This is a genomic window from Streptomyces sp. NPDC043861, from assembly GCF_056435905.1.
This window is the reverse complement of sequence record NZ_JBWKDP010000018.1, coordinates 67,693-83,719: the sequence shown is the minus strand read 5'-3', so window position 1 is coordinate 83,719 and position 16,027 is coordinate 67,693. Positions and strand designations below refer to the sequence as shown.

Sequence of the window (16,027 nt, the reverse complement as noted above, 5' to 3'; positions counted from 1 at the left end):
CTCGCAGCCACCCCTCAAGGGAGAACCCTTCATGTACGCGTCCGTACGCGACGACCTCCGTGCCACCCTCGACGAGATCCGCGCCGCCGGTCTCCACAAGCCCGAGCGCGTCATCGGCACCCCCCAGTCCGCCTCGGTCGCCGTCACCGCGGGCGGCGCCCCCGGCGATGTGCTGAACTTCTGCGCCAACAACTACCTCGGTCTCGCCGACCACCCCGAGGTCGTCGCCGCCGGCAAGGAGGCCCTGGACCGCTGGGGCTACGGCATGGCCTCCGTCCGCTTCATCTGCGGCACCCAGGAGGTCCACAAGGAGCTGGAGAGCCGACTCTCCGCCTTCCTGGGCCAGGAGGACACGATCCTCTATTCCTCCTGCTTCGACGCCAACGGAGGCGTCTTCGAGACCCTCCTCGGCCCCGAGGACGCCGTCATCTCCGACGCCCTCAACCACGCGAGCATCATCGACGGCATCCGCCTCTCCAAGGCCCGCCGCTACCGCTACGCAAACCGCGACCTCGCCGATCTCGAGCAGCAGCTGAAGGAGGCCGTCGAGGGCGGCGCCCGCCGCCGCCTGATCGTCACCGACGGTGTCTTCTCCATGGACGGCTACGTGGCCCCGCTGCGCGAGATCTGCGACCTCGCCGACCGCTACGACGCCATGGTCATGGTCGACGACTCGCACGCCGTCGGCTTCGTGGGCCCCGGCGGCCGCGGCACCCCGGAGCTGCACGGAGTCATGGACCGTGTCGACATCATCACCGGCACCCTCGGCAAGGCCCTGGGCGGCGCGTCCGGCGGCTATGTCGCGGCCCGGGCGGAGATCGTGGAGCTGCTGCGCCAGCGCTCCCGCCCGTATCTGTTCTCGAACTCCCTCGCCCCGGTCATCGCGGCGGCCTCCCTCAAGGTCCTCGACCTGCTCGAGTCCGCCGGTGACCTGCGCGACAAGCTCGCGGCGAACACCGCGCTCTTCCGCACGAGGATGACGGAGGCCGGCTTCGAGATCCTGCCCGGCGACCACGCCATCGCCCCGGTGATGATCGGCGACGCCGCCGAGGCGGGCCGCATGGCCGAGCTGCTCCTCGAGCGCGGGGTGTATGTGATCGGTTTCTCGTACCCCGTGGTCCCGATGGGGCAGGCCCGTATCCGCGTCCAGCTCTCCGCGGCCCACTCCACCGAGGATGTGGAGCGGGCGGTGGCGGCATTCGTCGACGCGCGGGCGACAATGGCTGGGTGATCGACCCGCGCAGGCTTCGCATACTGCGTGCCGTGGCGGACCACCGTACGGTGACCGCCGCGGCCGCAGCGCTGTATCTGACCCCCTCGGCCGTCTCCCAGCAGCTTGCCGCCCTGGAACAGGAGACCGGCCACACGCTGCTGATCCGCAGTGGGCGCGGCGTGCGTCTGACCGCGGCGGGCGAGATCCTGCTCACCCACGCCCACGCGGTGCTCTCGCAGCTGGAGCGCGCCGAGGCCGAGCTGGCCGCCTACGCGGGCGGCGCGGCCGGAGAGGTCACCGTCGCGGCCTTCGCGACCGGTATCGCCGAGGTCCTCGCCCCCGCGGTAGGACGGCTGGCCGACGAGCAGCCCGGTATCCGGGTCCGGGTCAGGGACGCCGAGGGCGACGAGAGCCTGCCCATGGTTCTCGACGGGGAGGCCGATCTGGCCCTCGCGGTGGAATACCGCGGGGCGCCCCGCGAGGACGACCGCCGACTGGCCCGTGTTCCGCTCTACGCCGAGCCCTTCGACGCGGTCCTGCACTCAGGCCACCCGCTGGCGGGAGGGGACAGGGTGGAACTCGCCCAGCTGGGCGACAGCGAATGGATCGGTCCGTACCCCGGCAACCCTTGCCATGACGTGATGCTCCTCGCCTGCGAGCTCGCAGGGTTCGAGCCACGGCTCGTGCACTCGTCGGACGACTTCCGCGCCGTCGTTGCCCTGGCGGGCGCAGGCGCCGGGGTAGCCCTCGTCCCGCGCTCGGCGCTGCGCGGCATGGAACTGAAGGACACTGTCGTCCTCCCCGTCGCCGGCCCGGCCGCCACTCGCCGTGTCTTCGCGGCGGTCCGTCGCGGCGCCGAGAGCCATCCGCTCCTCAGCCCGGTGCTGGACGCCCTGGTGCGCTCGGCGGCTGGACTCTCCACCGGCTGACACCGGCCCTTCCCCGGGCGGCTTCCCGTCAACGGCGGCTGACGGAGACGCCGTACCGATGCCCTGCCGAAGCCCGACACGCACTCCCCGGATCCGGTGCCCGCAGGGCCACTCGTCCAGTCCGGTGTCAGGCATCGGGCGTCACGCGTCAGGCGACCGGCCGCGGCCGGTACACATACGGCGTCGTCGTGGTCAGTTCGGTGAAGCCCAGGCGCTGCAGCACCGGCCGGCTCGTGGGCATCGCGTCCACCTGGACGAAGCGGTAGCCACGGGCGGCCGCGAGGCGGGTACGGAAGGCGACGGAGGCCCGGTAGATCCCGCGGCCGCGCCACCCGGGCACGGTCCCGCCGCCCCACAGGCCCGCGAAGTCGCTGTGCGGCGGCATCTCCAGCCGGGACGAGCCGACCGGTATGTCACCGGCCATGGCGACGACCGCGACCACCGTGGGCGCCGGGGCGGACAACTGGGCGAGCAGCCGCTCCCGCAGTCGGGTGGCGTCGCTGCCGAACGCCTGCTCATGGACCCGTGCCACGAGATCGGCGCCCGCCGCTCCGGTGACCTCCCGCAGCTCGACCCCCTCCGGCAGCGGGGCAACGGCAGGCGGGCGACCCGTCCCGGCGACCAGCACGGTCTCCTCGGGCTCCGGCACGAACCCGGCGGCCATCAGCCGATCCGCGAGGTCGGCCGGACGGTCGTGTCCGTACAGCTTCCACTCGAACTCGAGCCCGAGAGAGGAGAAGTGCCGTATCTGATCATCGATGGCCCCGTCGGCCGAGGCCGGGTCCAGATCCGACCACAGGACCCCGTTCCAGTCGTGCTCCCCGCCGGTCTGCCGCACGACGTGTGCCGTGCGCTCGATCCGGACCCCCGGCCCGTCGGCCGGGGCGTGCTCCCGCATCTGGTGGTCGTACAGCGCCGACACCGCATCGTGATCCATCCGGTCACTTCAGCAGCGGCCGCCGTGCGCGGCAACGGAATTTCGACGTCGGCCGCCGTCCCGCCAGGGGTCAGGCCCCCCTCACCACTCTGTCCACAGCCGCGGTACCGGATCCGTAGGGCAGCGCGAGCGCGGGCATCGGCCCGGGCCCCGGACCGGCCGCCGGCACGGGTACGGGCCCCTGTCCGGGCATCGGCACCGCAACGGGTCCCTGGAACTGTGCCGGCGCCTGCATCGGCACCTGCTGCATCGCGTACATCGTCCGTTCCAGTCCCGCCACCAGCCGCTGCACATCCGCCTGCGGCCGCACCACGAGCCGCAGATAGCGGCTGGAACTGCCGATCTTGTTGCCGCATTCCCGGATCAGGACTCCGTGCTCCTCCAGCAGCCGGTCGCGCAGCGCCGCCCCGTCGAAGCCCTCCGGCAGCCGCACGTAGACGAAGTTTCCCTGCGAGGGGTACACGGTCAGGCCGGGCAGCCGACTCAGATGCCAGATCATCTCCTGGCGGTCCCGCTGGACCAGGCGCAGGCTCTGGGAGTACTCCATCCGGTGCTCCTTGAGCATGAACACCACTGTCTCCGCGAAGGAGTTCAGGTTCCATTTGGGCAGCGCCGCCCGCACGCGCCCCGCCAGCCCCGGATTGGCCACGAGATAGCCGAAGCGCACGCCGTGCAGACCGAAGTTCTTCCCGAGGCTGCGCAGCACGATCGTGTTGGGGCGCAGCACGGCATCCGATACGACGCTCGAGTCCGACTCGGCGTCGGCGAACTCCAGGAACGACTCGTCGACGACGACCAGATCCAGATCCTGAAGCTGGTCGAGCAGGGCGAGGACACCATGGCGGGGCAGCAGACCGCCATCGGGGTTGTTCGGGTTGCAGATGACCGCCGTACGAGACCCGCGGGCGCGCACGAATTCCACGAACGAAGCCGGATCGAGGGCAAATCCATTGGCCTCCGGCAGCGGGAACATGTCGACCCGCTTGCCGGTCTCCATCGGCTGGTCCGTCCACCGCCCGAAGGTCGGGACGGGCACCGCGAGTGAGTCACGCACCAGCAGATGGTCGATCCAGGTGATCAACTCGGTGGAGCCGTTGCCCATGGCGACGGTCTGCGGATTGAGGCCGAGCACCGAGCAGAGCTCTGCGGTGATGGTGTCCGCACTGCTCGGGTAGTACGTGAGGATCTCCCGAAGCCGGTCGCCCAGGGCATCGAACATCTCGGGCGTCGGAAAGTACGGATTGCACGGGATGCAGAAGTCGACGATCGGCATTCCGGCGCCCGCCGCGCCACCCGGCCCCGCGGCCCCCGCCCTGCTCAGCGTGAAGTACGAGGGACTGTGTGCGGTGGATACGCGGAAGAGCTCGGTCACATTGCTGCCGGCTTCGGCCATGGGGGTCCTCCGGGGGTGGCTGCCTGCCGGGGAGTACGTACGTCTGCGCGACCTTGCTCAACCGGGGCAGAGCTTACGAGTCTGTGACGCCGCTGGGACTCATGGGGCGGATGTGGACACCGATCGTCAGAGTGGGCCGCCAACGGGGGTCCGTCGTCCGGGAGTCCGCCAAGGCGCCGGTCGAACCCAGGAGAAAGCGAGTGCACTTCATGAATCAGCGGCACAAGATGAACCGCACCCGGCGAAAGGCACTGCTCGCAGTGGCCGGGCTGGTACTGGGCGGCGGTGGACTGGTGGCGGTCAACGCCGTTGCCAGCGCCAGTGGTTCCGGGGAACAGCGCGCCGGCACCGTCGTCTGCCCGTCGGTCGAGAAGCGGCTTCCGGACATTCCCCGGAGGGCCCGTGCCGAGGTACGCAGGGAGCTCGGCCTGATGGAGCAGGACGTCAAGGGGGCCGGTACACGGCTGTCCGCGGAGAAGGGCGTGTCGCCCCGCACCGTGCTCGACCCCTTGTGGTCCAAACGGTCGGCCGCTCTGGAGCGGATCGAGATCGCGGTCGAACGCGCCGGGGCCGAACGGCCGTGGAACCTGCAGAGCCTGGCGACCTGCGCCACCGGCGCCCCGGGAGCGGTCGAGGCCAAGGCCGCAGCCGGCTCGGGGGCCGGGCAGCAGGCGCCCGAGAGCGGCCCGTCGCCCGAGGACTTCGTCGACATCACCAAGGTACGGCCGAATGTGCAGAAGGCGCGCAACGGCCGTGGAGCGTCCACGGGGATCTTCCGGTCGCGATGCGGCGTCAACGCGCAGGGGCAGTTCAACTCCGACAACGTCATCGTGGCCCCCGGAGTCGTCAATGGCGCCCACCACACCCACGACTACGTGGGCGCGATCGGCGTGAACGGCTTCACCAGTGACCAGTCGCTGGCCGCAAGCAGAACGACCTGCACCAACGGTGACCGGTCGACCTACTACTGGCCCGTGCTGCGCGACCGCAACGGCGTCCAGGAGTCGGACGCGGACAAGCAGGGCGGGGGAGCGGAGGGCAACGTCGGGAAGATCCTCACACCCGCGTCCGTCTCGTTGCAGTTCATCGGCAACCCGCAGTCCAAGGTGACGGCCATGCCGCGGTTTCTGCGCATCATCACCGGAGACGCCAAGGCCAATGCCAACGGCGGAGCCAACGCCAATGCCCGCTTCACCTGCACGGGTTTCGAGAACCGTGTCGAGTTGAAGGACAAGTACCCGATCTGCCCGCAGGGCAGCAGGCTGGTCCGTGTGGCCAAGTTCCAGAGTTGCTGGGACGGCAGCAACACCGACAGCGCCAATCACCGCGCCCATGTGGCCTTCGCCGACGCCCGGGGCACGTGCCCCTCCGGATTCCGGGCGATCCCGCAACTCGTCCAGCGCGTCACCTACGACGGACTCGCCGGGACCACCGCCTTCGCCATCGACAGCTTCCCGGAGTCGCTCCACAAGCCCGTCACCGACCACGGCGATTTCATCAACGCCATGCCGACCTCATTGATGAGGCAAGCCGTGACCTGCATCAACACCGGCCGCCGCTGCGGCTGACCACAGCTCTGCCCCGGCCCGGCGGCGCCACCCGCGTCGCCGGGCCGGTACCGGCGCCTACCCCTCGCCGTCCGCCGTGGCCACGGCCCGTGCCCATCGGTAGTCCGCCTTGCCGCTCGGTGACCGCTGAATCGCCGGGGTGATCACCAGCTGGCGGGGGATCTTGTAGCCCGCCAGCCTGCTGCGGCAGTGCTCCTGAACGGAGTCGAGGTCGAGTGGGGCGGCACCTTCGCGCAGCTGCACCACCGCCGCCACATGGTTGCCCCACTTCTCGTCGGGCACCCCCGCCACCAGAGCGTCGTACACATCGGGATGAGCCTTGAGCGCCTGCTCGACCTCCTCCGGATAGACCTTCTCGCCGCCCGTGTTGATGCACTGCGAGCCGCGCCCGAGGACGGTCACGACGCCCTCGCCGTCGACGGTCGCCATGTCGCCGAGGAGTACCCACCGCTCGTCACCCAGGTGGAAGAACGTCTCCGCGGTCTTCGCCGGGTCGTTGTAGTAGCCGAGGGGTACATGGCCGCGCTGCGCGATCCGGCCGGGCTCCCCTATGCCGACCGGCTCATGGGTGACCGGGTCGACCACCTGCGTACGGGCGTTGACACGCAGCCGGAACCCCTTGTCGTAACCCGAGTCCTCCGTGGCCGTGCCATTGAACCCCGACTCGGACGAGCCGAAGTTGTTCAGCAGGAGGACGTTCGGCGCGAGCGCCCGGAACTGCTCACTCACCGTCTCGGACATGATCGCGCCGGAGGACGAGACGCTGAACAGTGCGGACAGGTCCGTCCCCTTCAGTGGTCCGTTCAGCGCGTCGATCAGCGGCCGCAGCATCGCGTCGCCGACCAGGGAGACACTCGTGACTCGTTCCTGTTCGATCGTGCGCAGCACCTCCTCGGGCACGTACTTGCGGTGCAGCACGACCCGCTGCCCGAAGTCGAACGCGATGAAGGCGGTGAGTGTCGACGTGCCGTGCATCAGCGGGGGAGTGGGGAAGAACGTGATGCCGTCACCCGCCGCGGCCACCCGTTCGGCGAGCTCCTCCGGCCGGTTCACCGGCTCCCCGGTCGGTGCACCGCCGCCGAGTCCGGCGAAGAAGAGGTCCTCCTGTCGCCACATCACGCCCTTGGGCATCCCCGTGGTGCCACCGGTGTAGATGATGAACTGGTCGTCGGCCGAGCGCGGCCCGAAGCCGCGCTCCGGCGAACCGCCCGCTTCGGCGTCCGTGAAAGCCGTGCAGCGGAGCGCGGGCGCGTCCGTGGACGGGGTCCCCACCCGCACCAGATGCCGCAGCCTGTCCGTCCGCGGCACGGCCGACGCCACCCGCTCCGTGAACTCGGCGTCGAAGACGAGTGCGGCGAGATCGGCGTCGCGGTAGAGGTAGACCAGCTCTTCCTCCACGTAGCGGTAGTTGACGTTGACGGGAACGATGCGGGCCTTGAGGCAGGCGAGGAGGGTCTGCAGATACTCGACGCCGTTGTACAGGTGGAGCCCCAGGTGTTCGCCGGGCTTCAGGCCCGCGTCGGCGAGGTGGTGGGCGATCCGGTTCGCCGCGGCGTCGAGTTGCGCATAGGTGAACCGTCGCTCCTCGCCCGTCCCGGGATGGTCGAGGTACACAAGCGCCTCACGGTCCGGGACCACGTCCACGACCGATTCGAACAGGTCGGCAAGGTTGTACTCCACCATTCCTCCTGTGCCCGGGCGCGCAACTGTCTCGGAGCGATCATTAGAGCGCCGTCGCGGACAACTGGGAAGGTCTGGCGCACAAGAAATCTGACTGTCTGTCAGAAAACTATTGAACTGGGCCACGGGCTCCTGCAACCTGTTCTAGGTCCTGAGACGGGAGACGGTCATGGCTGGTACGGAACACCTCACCGTGCAGCGCGAAGGCGCCACGCTGGTGCTCATGCTCAACAGGCCCGAGGCGAAGAACGCACTGTCGCTCTCGATGCTCGTCGGCCTCCACGACGGCTGGATCGAGGCCGACGAGGACGACGACGTCCGTTCCATCGTCCTCACCGGTGCAGGCGGTTCCTTCTGTGCGGGGATGGACCTCAAGGCCCTCGCCGGAAAGGGGATGGAAGGACAGCAGTACCGGGACCGGCTGAAGGCCGACCCCGACCTCCACTGGAAGGCGATGCTGCGCCACCACCGCCCCCGCAAGCCCGTCATCGCGGCCGTCGAGGGCCACTGTGTGGCCGGCGGCACCGAGATTCTCCAGGGCACCGACATCAGGGTCGCGGGCGAGAGCGCCACCTTCGGACTGTTCGAGGTCAGGCGGGGCCTCTTCCCGATCGGCGGCTCCACGGTCCGCCTTCAGCACCAGATCCCGCGCACACACGCCCTCGAGATGTTGCTGACGGGCCGCCCGTACACCGCCGAGGAAGCCGGACGCATCGGGCTCATCGGCCATGTCGTCCCGGACGGAACCGCACTCGAGAGGGCCCTCGCCATCGCCGGGCAGATCAATGAATGCGGTCCGCTCGCCGTCGAAGCCGTGAAGGCGTCCGTCTACGAGACCGCCGGGATGGCGGAGACCGAGGGCCTGGCCGCCGAACTGAAGCGGGGCTGGCCGGTCTTCGACACCGCCGACGCCAAGGAGGGATCGAGGGCCTTCGCCGAGAAGCGTCCGCCGCTCTTCCGCCGTGCCTGACCACCGTCCTCCCGCCGGCTGTCCAGAAACGGAGCCCCGCCCATGCCAGCTGCCCCCGCCCCCGACGTGCTGCGTGCACCCCTGGTCGTCGAGTTCCCGTTCACCCGGTCCCTCGGCCCCGTCCAGTCCGCCTTCCTCACCGGCCTGCGCGAGCGCACCGTCCTGGGCGTGAAGACATCCGCCGGCCGGATCCTCGTCCCGCCCGTCGAGTACGACCCGGACACCGCGGCGGAGCTTCGCGACCTCGTCGAGGTCGGCGCCACGGGCACGGTCACCACCTGGGCCTGGAACCCACGGCCGCGCCGTGGCCAGCCCCTCGGCACGCCGTTCGCCTGGGTACTGGTGAAGCTCGACGGCGCCGACACCGCGCTCCTCCATGCCCTCGACGCCCCAGGCCCGGACCGGGTGAGCACCGGAATGCGCGTCCGTGTCCGCTGGTCCGCCGAACGGTCCGGAGCCATCACCGACATCGCCTGCTTCGAGCCGTACGAGGGCGGCGGGGAGCCCGCCGGGGCGCAGGACCACAGCGGAGAGTTCGAGAACCCCGTCCTCGGCATCGTCGCCCCGGCCCGGCTCGACTACACCTACAGCCCCGGCCGCGCCCAGTCCCGCCACATCAACGCCCTCGCGGACCGGCTGACCACCGGTGAACGCTGCCCCTCCTGCCGCAAGGTGTACGTCCCGCCCCGGGGCGCGTGCCCCACATGCGGCGTGGCCACGACGGAGCAGGTCGAGGTCGGCCCGCGGGGCACAGTCACCACGTTCTGCATCGTCAACATCAAGTCCCGTCATCCGGCGAGCGTGGACATCGAGGTGCCGTACGTCTACGCACACATCGCCCTCGACGGCGCCGATCTCGCCCTGCACGGCCGCATCGGCGGCATCGCCTACGACCAGGTGCGCATGGGCCTGCGTGTCGAACCGGTGTGGACCGAAGGAGGCCGCCACCCCGACCACTACCGGCCCACCGGCGAACCCGACGCGGACTACGACACCTACAAGGAGCTGCTGTAGCCATGCGAGACGTCGCGATCGTCGCTTTCTCACAGACCGACCACCGGCGCAGCAGCGAGGAGCTCTCCGAGGTCGAGATGCTGATGCCGGTACTGCACGACGTTCTCGAGAAGACCGGCCTGCGCGCCGGCGACATCGACTTCACCTGCTCAGGCTCGTCCGACTACCTCGCCGGACGGGCCTTCTCGTTCACCATGGCACTCGACGGGGTCGGTGCCTGGCCGCCGATCTCCGAATCCCATGTGGAGATGGACGGAGCCTGGGCCCTGTACGAGGCATGGGTGAAGCTCCTCACCGGAGAGGCCGACACCGCGCTGGTCTACTCCTACGGAAAGTCCTCACCCGGCTCGGTCCGCGATGTGCTCACCCGGCAGCTCGACCCCTACTACGTCGCCCCGCTCTGGCCGGACTCCGTGGCACTCGCCGCGCTCCAGGCCCAGGCGCTCATCGACCGGGGCGATACGAATGAACCGGAGCTCGCCGCTGTCGCCGCCCGCAGCCGCACCGCCGGCGCATCCAACCCGCACGCCCAGCTCCGCGGCCCGCGCGCGCAGGGCGAATACCTCGTCCAGCCGCTGCGCACCGGAGACTGCCCGCCCATCGGAGACGGAGCGGCGGCCGTGATCCTCGCGGCCGGCGACAGAGCTCGCGAGCTGTGCGAGCGCCCTGCCTGGATCCGCGGCATGGACCACCGCATCGAAGCGCACAGCCTCGGCGTACGCGACCTCACCGACTCGCCGTCCACCCGCCTCGCGGCCGAACGGGCCGGAGCGTTCGAAAGGCCCGTCGACACCGCCGAACTGCATGCCCCCTTCACCGCCCAGGAGGTCGTGCTCCGCAAGGCCCTCGACCTCGACGACAGGGTGAGGGTCAACCCGTCCGGCGGAGCTCTCGCCGCGAATCCGGTCATGGCCGCCGGCCTCATCCGGATCGGCGAGGCCGCCGCCGCGATCCACCGCGGAGCGTCCGACCGGGCCCTTGCCCACGCCACCTCCGGCCCCTGCCTGCAGCAGAACCTGGTCGCCGTCCTCGAAGGAGAGGCAGATGTCCGCTAAGGAGCCCGTGGCCGTCGTCGGTATCGGTCAGACCAAACACGTCGCTGCGCGCCACGACGTCTCCATCGCCGGACTCGTCCGCGAGGCCGCCCGCCGCGCGCTGGACGACGCGCAGCTGAGCTGGGCGGACATCGACACAGTCGTCATCGGCAAGGCCCCCGACTTCTTCGAGGGCGTGATGATGCCGGAGCTGTATCTCGCCGACGCCCTCGGGGCCGTCGGCAAACCGATGCTCCGCGTCCACACCGCGGGCTCGGTCGGCGGCTCCACCGCCCTTGTCGCATCGAACCTCGTCGCGGCCCGGGTCCACCGCACCGTCCTCACCCTCGCGTTCGAGAAGCAGTCCGAGTCGAACGCCATGTGGGGCCTTTCGCTGCCCATCCCGTTCCAGCAGCCGCTGCTCGCGGGCGCAGGCGGCTTCTTCGCCCCGCATGTCAGGGCCTATATGCGCCGCAGCGGCGCGCCCGACACCGTCGGCTCCCTTGTCGCGTTCAAGGACCGGCGCAACGCGCTCAAGAACCCGTACGCCCATCTGCACGAGCACGGCATCACCCTCGAGAAGGTCCAGTCCTCACCGATGCTGTGGGACCCGATCCGCTACTCGGAGACCTGCCCGTCGTCCGACGGCGCCTGCGCCATGATCCTCACCGACCGCAGGGGTGCGGCCCGTTCACCGCACCCGCCGGCCTGGGTGCACGGTGGTGCGATGCGCAGCGAGCCCACTCTCTTCGCCGGCAAGGACTTCGTGTCCCCGCAGGCGGGCAAGGACTGCGCGGCAGATGTCTACCGGCAGGCCGGGATTGCCGATCCGCGCCGGGAGATCGACGCCGTCGAGATGTACGTGCCGTTCTCCTGGTACGAACCCATGTGGCTGGAGAACCTGGGCTTCGCCGCGGAGGGGGAGGGCTGGAAGCTCACCGAGTCGGGGGTGACCGAGCTGGACGGTGATCTCCCCGTGAACCCGTCGGGCGGTGTGCTCTCCACCAATCCCATCGGCGCGTCGGGAATGATCCGGTTCGCGGAAGCCGCGCTCCAGGTCCGCGGCCAGGCAGGGGAACACCAGGTCGAGGGCGCCCGCAAGGCGCTCGGCCACGCCTATGGCGGCGGGTCGCAGTTCTTCTCCATGTGGCTGGTCGGGGCCGAACCCCCGGCGAACTGACGTGCGGAACGACTTGGGGAGAAGGCTGTGGGAACGGGCGGGGCATGACGTTCCGCCTCCTCCGGCGGCCTGTCCGTGACCGACGACGATCGCTAGTCTGAGCCCGGACGACGAACCGGGAGGAGTAGGGACGTGGCCGACAGCATCACCACGCAGCAGCCCCTTGCGGGCTGGGACAAGCCGGACCTCGACCTCAGCCAGGCCGAATGGCAGTCGGGCAGTCAGGGCACGGGGGACGTCCAGATCGCCTTCGTCGAGGGCTTCATCGCGATGCGCAACGGAGGCAGGCCCGAGGGCCCCTCGCTGATCTTCACTCCGGCCGAATGGCGTGCCTTCGTCCTGAACGCTCGCGGAGGGGAGTTCGACCTCACCTGAAGCCTCCCTGCCGGCGCATGGCGCCCCCACTTCCGGCATGGAGAGGCTCCTGACAGCACATCGATGCACTCAGGGACGCCCTGCCGTCAGCCGGCGACGACCGGACCTGCGATCCTGACGGCATGGAACCCGAACCGCACCGGTCACGGCGCAACGTGAGCTCGGGGTCGCCGCTGGAGCCGGAGATCGGCTTCTCACGGGCGGTACGCAAGGGGGCTCATGTTCTTGTCGCGGGCACCGCTCCCATCGGCGACGACGGCACCACTGTGGGACCCGGTGACGTCCATGCCCAGACGCTCCGCTGCCTGGACATCGCCGAACGTGCACTGACCGAGGCGGGCGCCTCGATCGAGGACGTCGTGAGGACCCGCATCATGCTCACCGACATCGAGCGCTGGAAGGAAGCCGCGCGGGCGCACGGCGAGCGGTTGTCCGCCGTGCGCCCCGCGTGCACGTTCGTCGAGGTCTCCCGCTTCATCGACCCCACCTGGCTGGTCGAGGTGGAGCTCGACGCGATCGTCGGCTGACCCGTCCGGAGGACCTGCCCGTCACCGGTCGCACAGGCCCGGCGCCGGGCGCACCCAGGTCGGCGTGGGAAGCCCCCGGGCACGTACCATGGCGGCATGTCCTTCCTCCGCCGCCGCAGCGCCGCCAATCCCGCCGGCCCGGACTTCGACGTCCTGGCCATGGACCCGGGGGACTGGCCCGGCAATCTCGGCGCAGGGCTGCTGCCCGCGCCCGACGGCAGCTGCCAGGGCGTGTTCCTCCGCTACGACTTGTTCGGCGGCCGCGGACCGGCGATGATCATCGGCAATCTGCCCGAGGGCTCGCCCGCCCGGGAGCTTGCCGACGGGCAGATCCCCTTCGAGGTCGCCCAGCTCCTCGCGGCGCTGGAGAACGACGAGGAGGTCACGGTCACCGGTACCGAGGACGTCCCGGTGATGCAGGGCGACAACCTGCTGATCGTGCGCCGGATCAAGCTCTCCGAGAGCCGTATCTCCTGCGTCCAGTTCGACCGCAGTGACCATGTCCTCGTCACCATCGCCAGCTGGGACCGGCCGATCACCGACGATCTGTACGCGCTGCTCAAGCCGCTGCCTGCGGAACTCTTCCAGCAGGGCTGACCTCCGTGGCCGCAGGGTGGCCCGTCATGACCAGGTCATGACGGGCCACCGTCGCGCACCCCGGGGCGGCGGCCGGGGCCCCGTTCGCGCCCCGAAGGCCACAGGGACGGTGCGGGCCGGTTGCCGTGACGGAAGGGTCACCGGCAGGGCGAGCTCCCCCGCCCTCGGGCCGAGTGGGGGCACTCCCCCCGACTCGCCGGGGTCCGCCACAGCCGTGTGATCCTTCCCCTCGGCCCCGGCGGGTCCGGGCAGACCCCGAGCGCCGGACATCGCGAGCCGTTGGACCTCGCCGGGACAGGCCTCAGACCCGGACCACTCCCGCCGAGGCGTCAGGCCCACCGGACGGTGTCTGCCGCAGCAGCGTGGTGATCCTGGCGGCCGACATGCCGAGCGCGGTGGGTCCGCCGGTGCGCAGCGGTGAACCTGCGCCGTGCGGCAGATTCTTTTCCTCGTACCGTCGTGCGCACCGGTGCCAGTTCAGGATTCCGGCGAGCCAGTCCTCCAGCTCGCGCACATAGGCGCCGAGTGCGTCCCTGCCCCGGTCATCCAGCCCGAACTCCTCACACAGCAGCGGGAGTTCGTACTCCTTCAGATGCAGGAACTGGCGTAGCCGGGATCTCATCAGGTCGTCCACGATGTTCACGGCCGCCCGGTAGTCGCAGCCGAAGAACGACTGCACCACCAGGACGCAGTTGTGCACCTCACCCTCTACCTCGATCTCCTTCTGGTACGAGAACAGATCGTTGATGAGCATGGCGTAGTCCGATGCGGAGCTCTCCAGGCCGCGCACCGTTCCGCTGCGGTAGACCTCCGGAGGCAGTTCCCCCTCGTGCCGCAGCCGGCACAGCAGCATCGTGAGTTCGGAGCCGAACGTCAGGCGCCGCATCTCGATGTAGTCGACGGGGTCGGGGACCCGGTGCTGGGCCTGGTTGTGCAGCTCCCACAGCCAGCTTTCCAGCATCACATCGACCGCCCGGCGCAGTGCCGCCCGTGCCTCCGCACCCATCGGTCCCGCGGTCCGCGCCCAGAGGTCCGCCAGCCCCCGCTCCATCGGACTCGCCGCCAGCGCCACGCCCGCGTCCGGATCGTCCAGGGGCATGCAGGCCATCAGCCTGTCGTTGCAGACCTTCGCCTCGAGGAGCCTGCGCGCTCTCCCGAACACCAGCGGGTAGTAGTCGTCCCCGTACGTCCCCCACGTCAGCCACTCGGCGCTGAGCTCCAGTTCCTCCGGGGTGGCGTCCGGATCGAGCCCGGCCGAGCACAACGCGAAGTCGAAGCCGGCGAGCATCGGTTCGTCCCAGATGTCGTCCAGTAGGCCCATGCGGCCCGCCCAGGCGACGGATCTGTTCCGCGCGTCGTCCAGATGCGGACTGAGCGTCAGAGGGAACGGGACGTCGAAGTCGGGCAGCAAGGACGGACCGGTGCGCCTGTGCGGCACATGGGTGAGGCTCCGAAGACGCGCCGTGGCCGGCCGCCCGAAGAGCGTCCGGATGTCCAGGGCAGAGGTGCCGAGCACTCCGCCTGACAGCGAGGGACCGCGCTCCACGTCCTGGTTCATATAGCGGCTCGAGCGCATGTGCCATTCATGACCGCCGGACTGCCAGTCCTGGAGTCCCTTCACATAGGCCGCGATCGCGACGCACTCCGCCGGGTTCAGGCCCTTCTCCGCACAGAGCGCCGGTACTTCGGTCAGGGCGGTGTTCTCGAACTGCTGCAGTCGCGAGGTCAGCAGATCGTTGACGGCTTCGGCCGCCTCCTGTGTCGTACAGTCCAGAAAGGTCTCCAGGACGAGGACACCGTTGCTGAGTTCGCCCTCGTCCTCCACCTCACGCTGGTAGGAGAACAGGTCGTTCCGCAGATGCACGGCGTCGGCGAAGGTCTCCGTGAGCACACGCAGCGGACGCGAGCCGGCCACCTGCGCGGGCACCTCGGCGCCCGCCGCGTACTCGATGAGTCCCGCCGACCAGGGTGCGCCGCCGACCCTGCGACGCATCTCGATGTACTCCACCGGGTTGGAGACCCGTCCCGCGTTGATGTTGTCGAGCTCCCACATCGACTCGTTCAGCAGATGCTCGGTCGCCGTCGCGAAACGGGTCCGCCAGTCCGGCGACATGGCCGGGACGGTCCGCGCCCACAGATCGGCGAGACCCGCCTCGACCTGGTTCACGGGATCGGGAGTGCCCTGACCGGGGTCCAACGGCATGAACGCCGGCAGCCGGTCCAGATACGCCTTGCCCGCCTCCCGGTCCCCGGTGCGCTTGAAGACCTCCAGGAAGTGGTCGTCGAAGAAGAACACCCACACGTACCAGTCCGTGACCAGCGAAAGCGCCTCGGCCGAGCAGTCCGGGTGCGTATATGCACAGAGCAGGGCGTAGTCGTGGGCGTCCAGATCCTCCTGCTCCCAGATCCCCGACCCCTCCAGCATGCCCATGCGGCGTGCCCACTCCCTGGTGTGCTGACGCGCCACATCGACATGGGGGTTGAGGCGTGCCGGATACGGTACGTAGAAATCCGGCAGTGCGAAGGGCTGTGCCATGCGTGCCCGGCCTTTCGGTGAGCGTCCGCGCGCGAGCCGCGCGGACCGGTCGCGTACGGGCCAGCCCTACCCGT

General features: G+C 69.9%; 14 protein-coding genes. 10 read left to right on the top strand and 4 right to left on the bottom strand.

Going from position 1 to position 16,027, the window contains the following annotated elements:
* Positions 1 to 31 precede the first annotated feature (31 nt).
* Together AC068D_RS31675 and AC068D_RS31670 are read left to right on the top strand one after the other, a co-directional pair.
* The gene (locus tag AC068D_RS31675) at positions 32 to 1,231 is read left to right on the top strand and encodes a glycine C-acetyltransferase (RefSeq protein WP_478826563.1); all 1,200 of its coding nucleotides are present in this window, start codon (positions 32 to 34) and stop codon (positions 1,229 to 1,231) included.
* Positions 1,228 to 2,142 (top strand): LysR family transcriptional regulator, encoded by a 915-nt coding sequence (locus AC068D_RS31670; protein ID WP_478826562.1) that lies wholly within the window; start codon positions 1,228 to 1,230, stop codon positions 2,140 to 2,142. Before AC068D_RS31675 ends, AC068D_RS31670 begins: the two co-directional genes overlap by 4 nt.
* Before the next feature lie 148 nt (positions 2,143 to 2,290).
* Here AC068D_RS31670 and AC068D_RS31665 read toward each other — a convergent pair whose 3' ends face one another.
* Positions 2,291 to 3,079 (bottom strand): GNAT family N-acetyltransferase, encoded by a 789-nt coding sequence (locus AC068D_RS31665; protein WP_478826561.1) that lies wholly within the window; start codon positions 3,077 to 3,079, stop codon positions 2,291 to 2,293.
* 70 nt (positions 3,080 to 3,149) lie between these two features.
* On the bottom strand, positions 3,150 to 4,472 hold the full coding sequence (locus tag AC068D_RS31660; protein WP_478826560.1) for a pyridoxal phosphate-dependent aminotransferase: 1,323 nt from the start codon (positions 4,470 to 4,472) through the stop codon (positions 3,150 to 3,152).
* 209 nt (positions 4,473 to 4,681) lie between these two features.
* Here AC068D_RS31660 and AC068D_RS31655 point away from each other — a divergent pair, with 209 nt between their 5' ends.
* Positions 4,682 to 6,040, top strand: coding sequence for a DUF1996 domain-containing protein (locus tag AC068D_RS31655; protein WP_478826649.1), 1,359 nt, complete (start codon positions 4,682 to 4,684; stop codon positions 6,038 to 6,040).
* Positions 6,041 to 6,097: 57 nt separating this feature from the next.
* On the opposite strand, the gene AC068D_RS31650 is transcribed toward AC068D_RS31655, so the two are convergent.
* On the bottom strand, positions 6,098 to 7,720 hold the full coding sequence (locus AC068D_RS31650; protein ID WP_478826648.1) for an acyl-CoA synthetase: 1,623 nt from the start codon (positions 7,718 to 7,720) through the stop codon (positions 6,098 to 6,100).
* A 169-nt stretch (positions 7,721 to 7,889) separates the two neighbouring features.
* On the opposite strand from AC068D_RS31650, the gene AC068D_RS31645 reads away from it, so the two are divergent.
* From AC068D_RS31645 to AC068D_RS31615, 7 genes are all read left to right on the top strand, one after another.
* Entirely contained in the window at positions 7,890 to 8,690 is an 801-nt protein-coding gene (locus tag AC068D_RS31645) for a crotonase/enoyl-CoA hydratase family protein (protein WP_478826559.1), read from the top strand.
* Positions 8,691 to 8,732: 42 nt separating this feature from the next.
* Positions 8,733 to 9,704 carry a Zn-ribbon domain-containing OB-fold protein gene (locus tag AC068D_RS31640; RefSeq protein ID WP_478826558.1) on the top strand — a complete coding sequence of 324 codons (972 nt, stop codon included), beginning with the start codon at positions 8,733 to 8,735 and terminating at the stop codon, positions 9,702 to 9,704.
* 2 nt (positions 9,705 to 9,706) lie between these two features.
* Positions 9,707 to 10,759, top strand: coding sequence for a thiolase domain-containing protein (locus tag AC068D_RS31635; protein ID WP_478826557.1), 1,053 nt, complete (start codon positions 9,707 to 9,709; stop codon positions 10,757 to 10,759).
* Positions 10,749 to 11,918, top strand: a complete 1,170-nt coding sequence (locus AC068D_RS31630) for a thiolase domain-containing protein (protein WP_478826556.1) — start codon at positions 10,749 to 10,751, stop codon at positions 11,916 to 11,918. Before AC068D_RS31635 ends, AC068D_RS31630 begins: the two co-directional genes overlap by 11 nt.
* Before the next feature lie 132 nt (positions 11,919 to 12,050).
* A complete protein-coding gene (locus AC068D_RS31625) occupies positions 12,051 to 12,293 on the top strand; it encodes a DUF397 domain-containing protein (RefSeq protein ID WP_478826555.1) in 243 nt (80 codons plus the stop codon).
* A 122-nt stretch (positions 12,294 to 12,415) separates the two neighbouring features.
* On the top strand, positions 12,416 to 12,820 hold the full coding sequence (locus AC068D_RS31620) for a RidA family protein (RefSeq protein WP_478826554.1): 405 nt from the start codon (positions 12,416 to 12,418) through the stop codon (positions 12,818 to 12,820).
* A 96-nt stretch (positions 12,821 to 12,916) separates the two neighbouring features.
* Positions 12,917 to 13,417, top strand: a complete 501-nt coding sequence (locus tag AC068D_RS31615) for a hypothetical protein (protein WP_478826553.1) — start codon at positions 12,917 to 12,919, stop codon at positions 13,415 to 13,417.
* A gap of 301 nt (positions 13,418 to 13,718) precedes the next feature.
* On the opposite strand, the gene AC068D_RS31610 is transcribed toward AC068D_RS31615, so the two are convergent.
* On the bottom strand, positions 13,719 to 15,953 hold the full coding sequence (locus AC068D_RS31610; RefSeq protein WP_478826552.1) for a terpene synthase family protein: 2,235 nt from the start codon (positions 15,951 to 15,953) through the stop codon (positions 13,719 to 13,721).
* Positions 15,954 to 16,027: the final 74 nt, after the last annotated feature.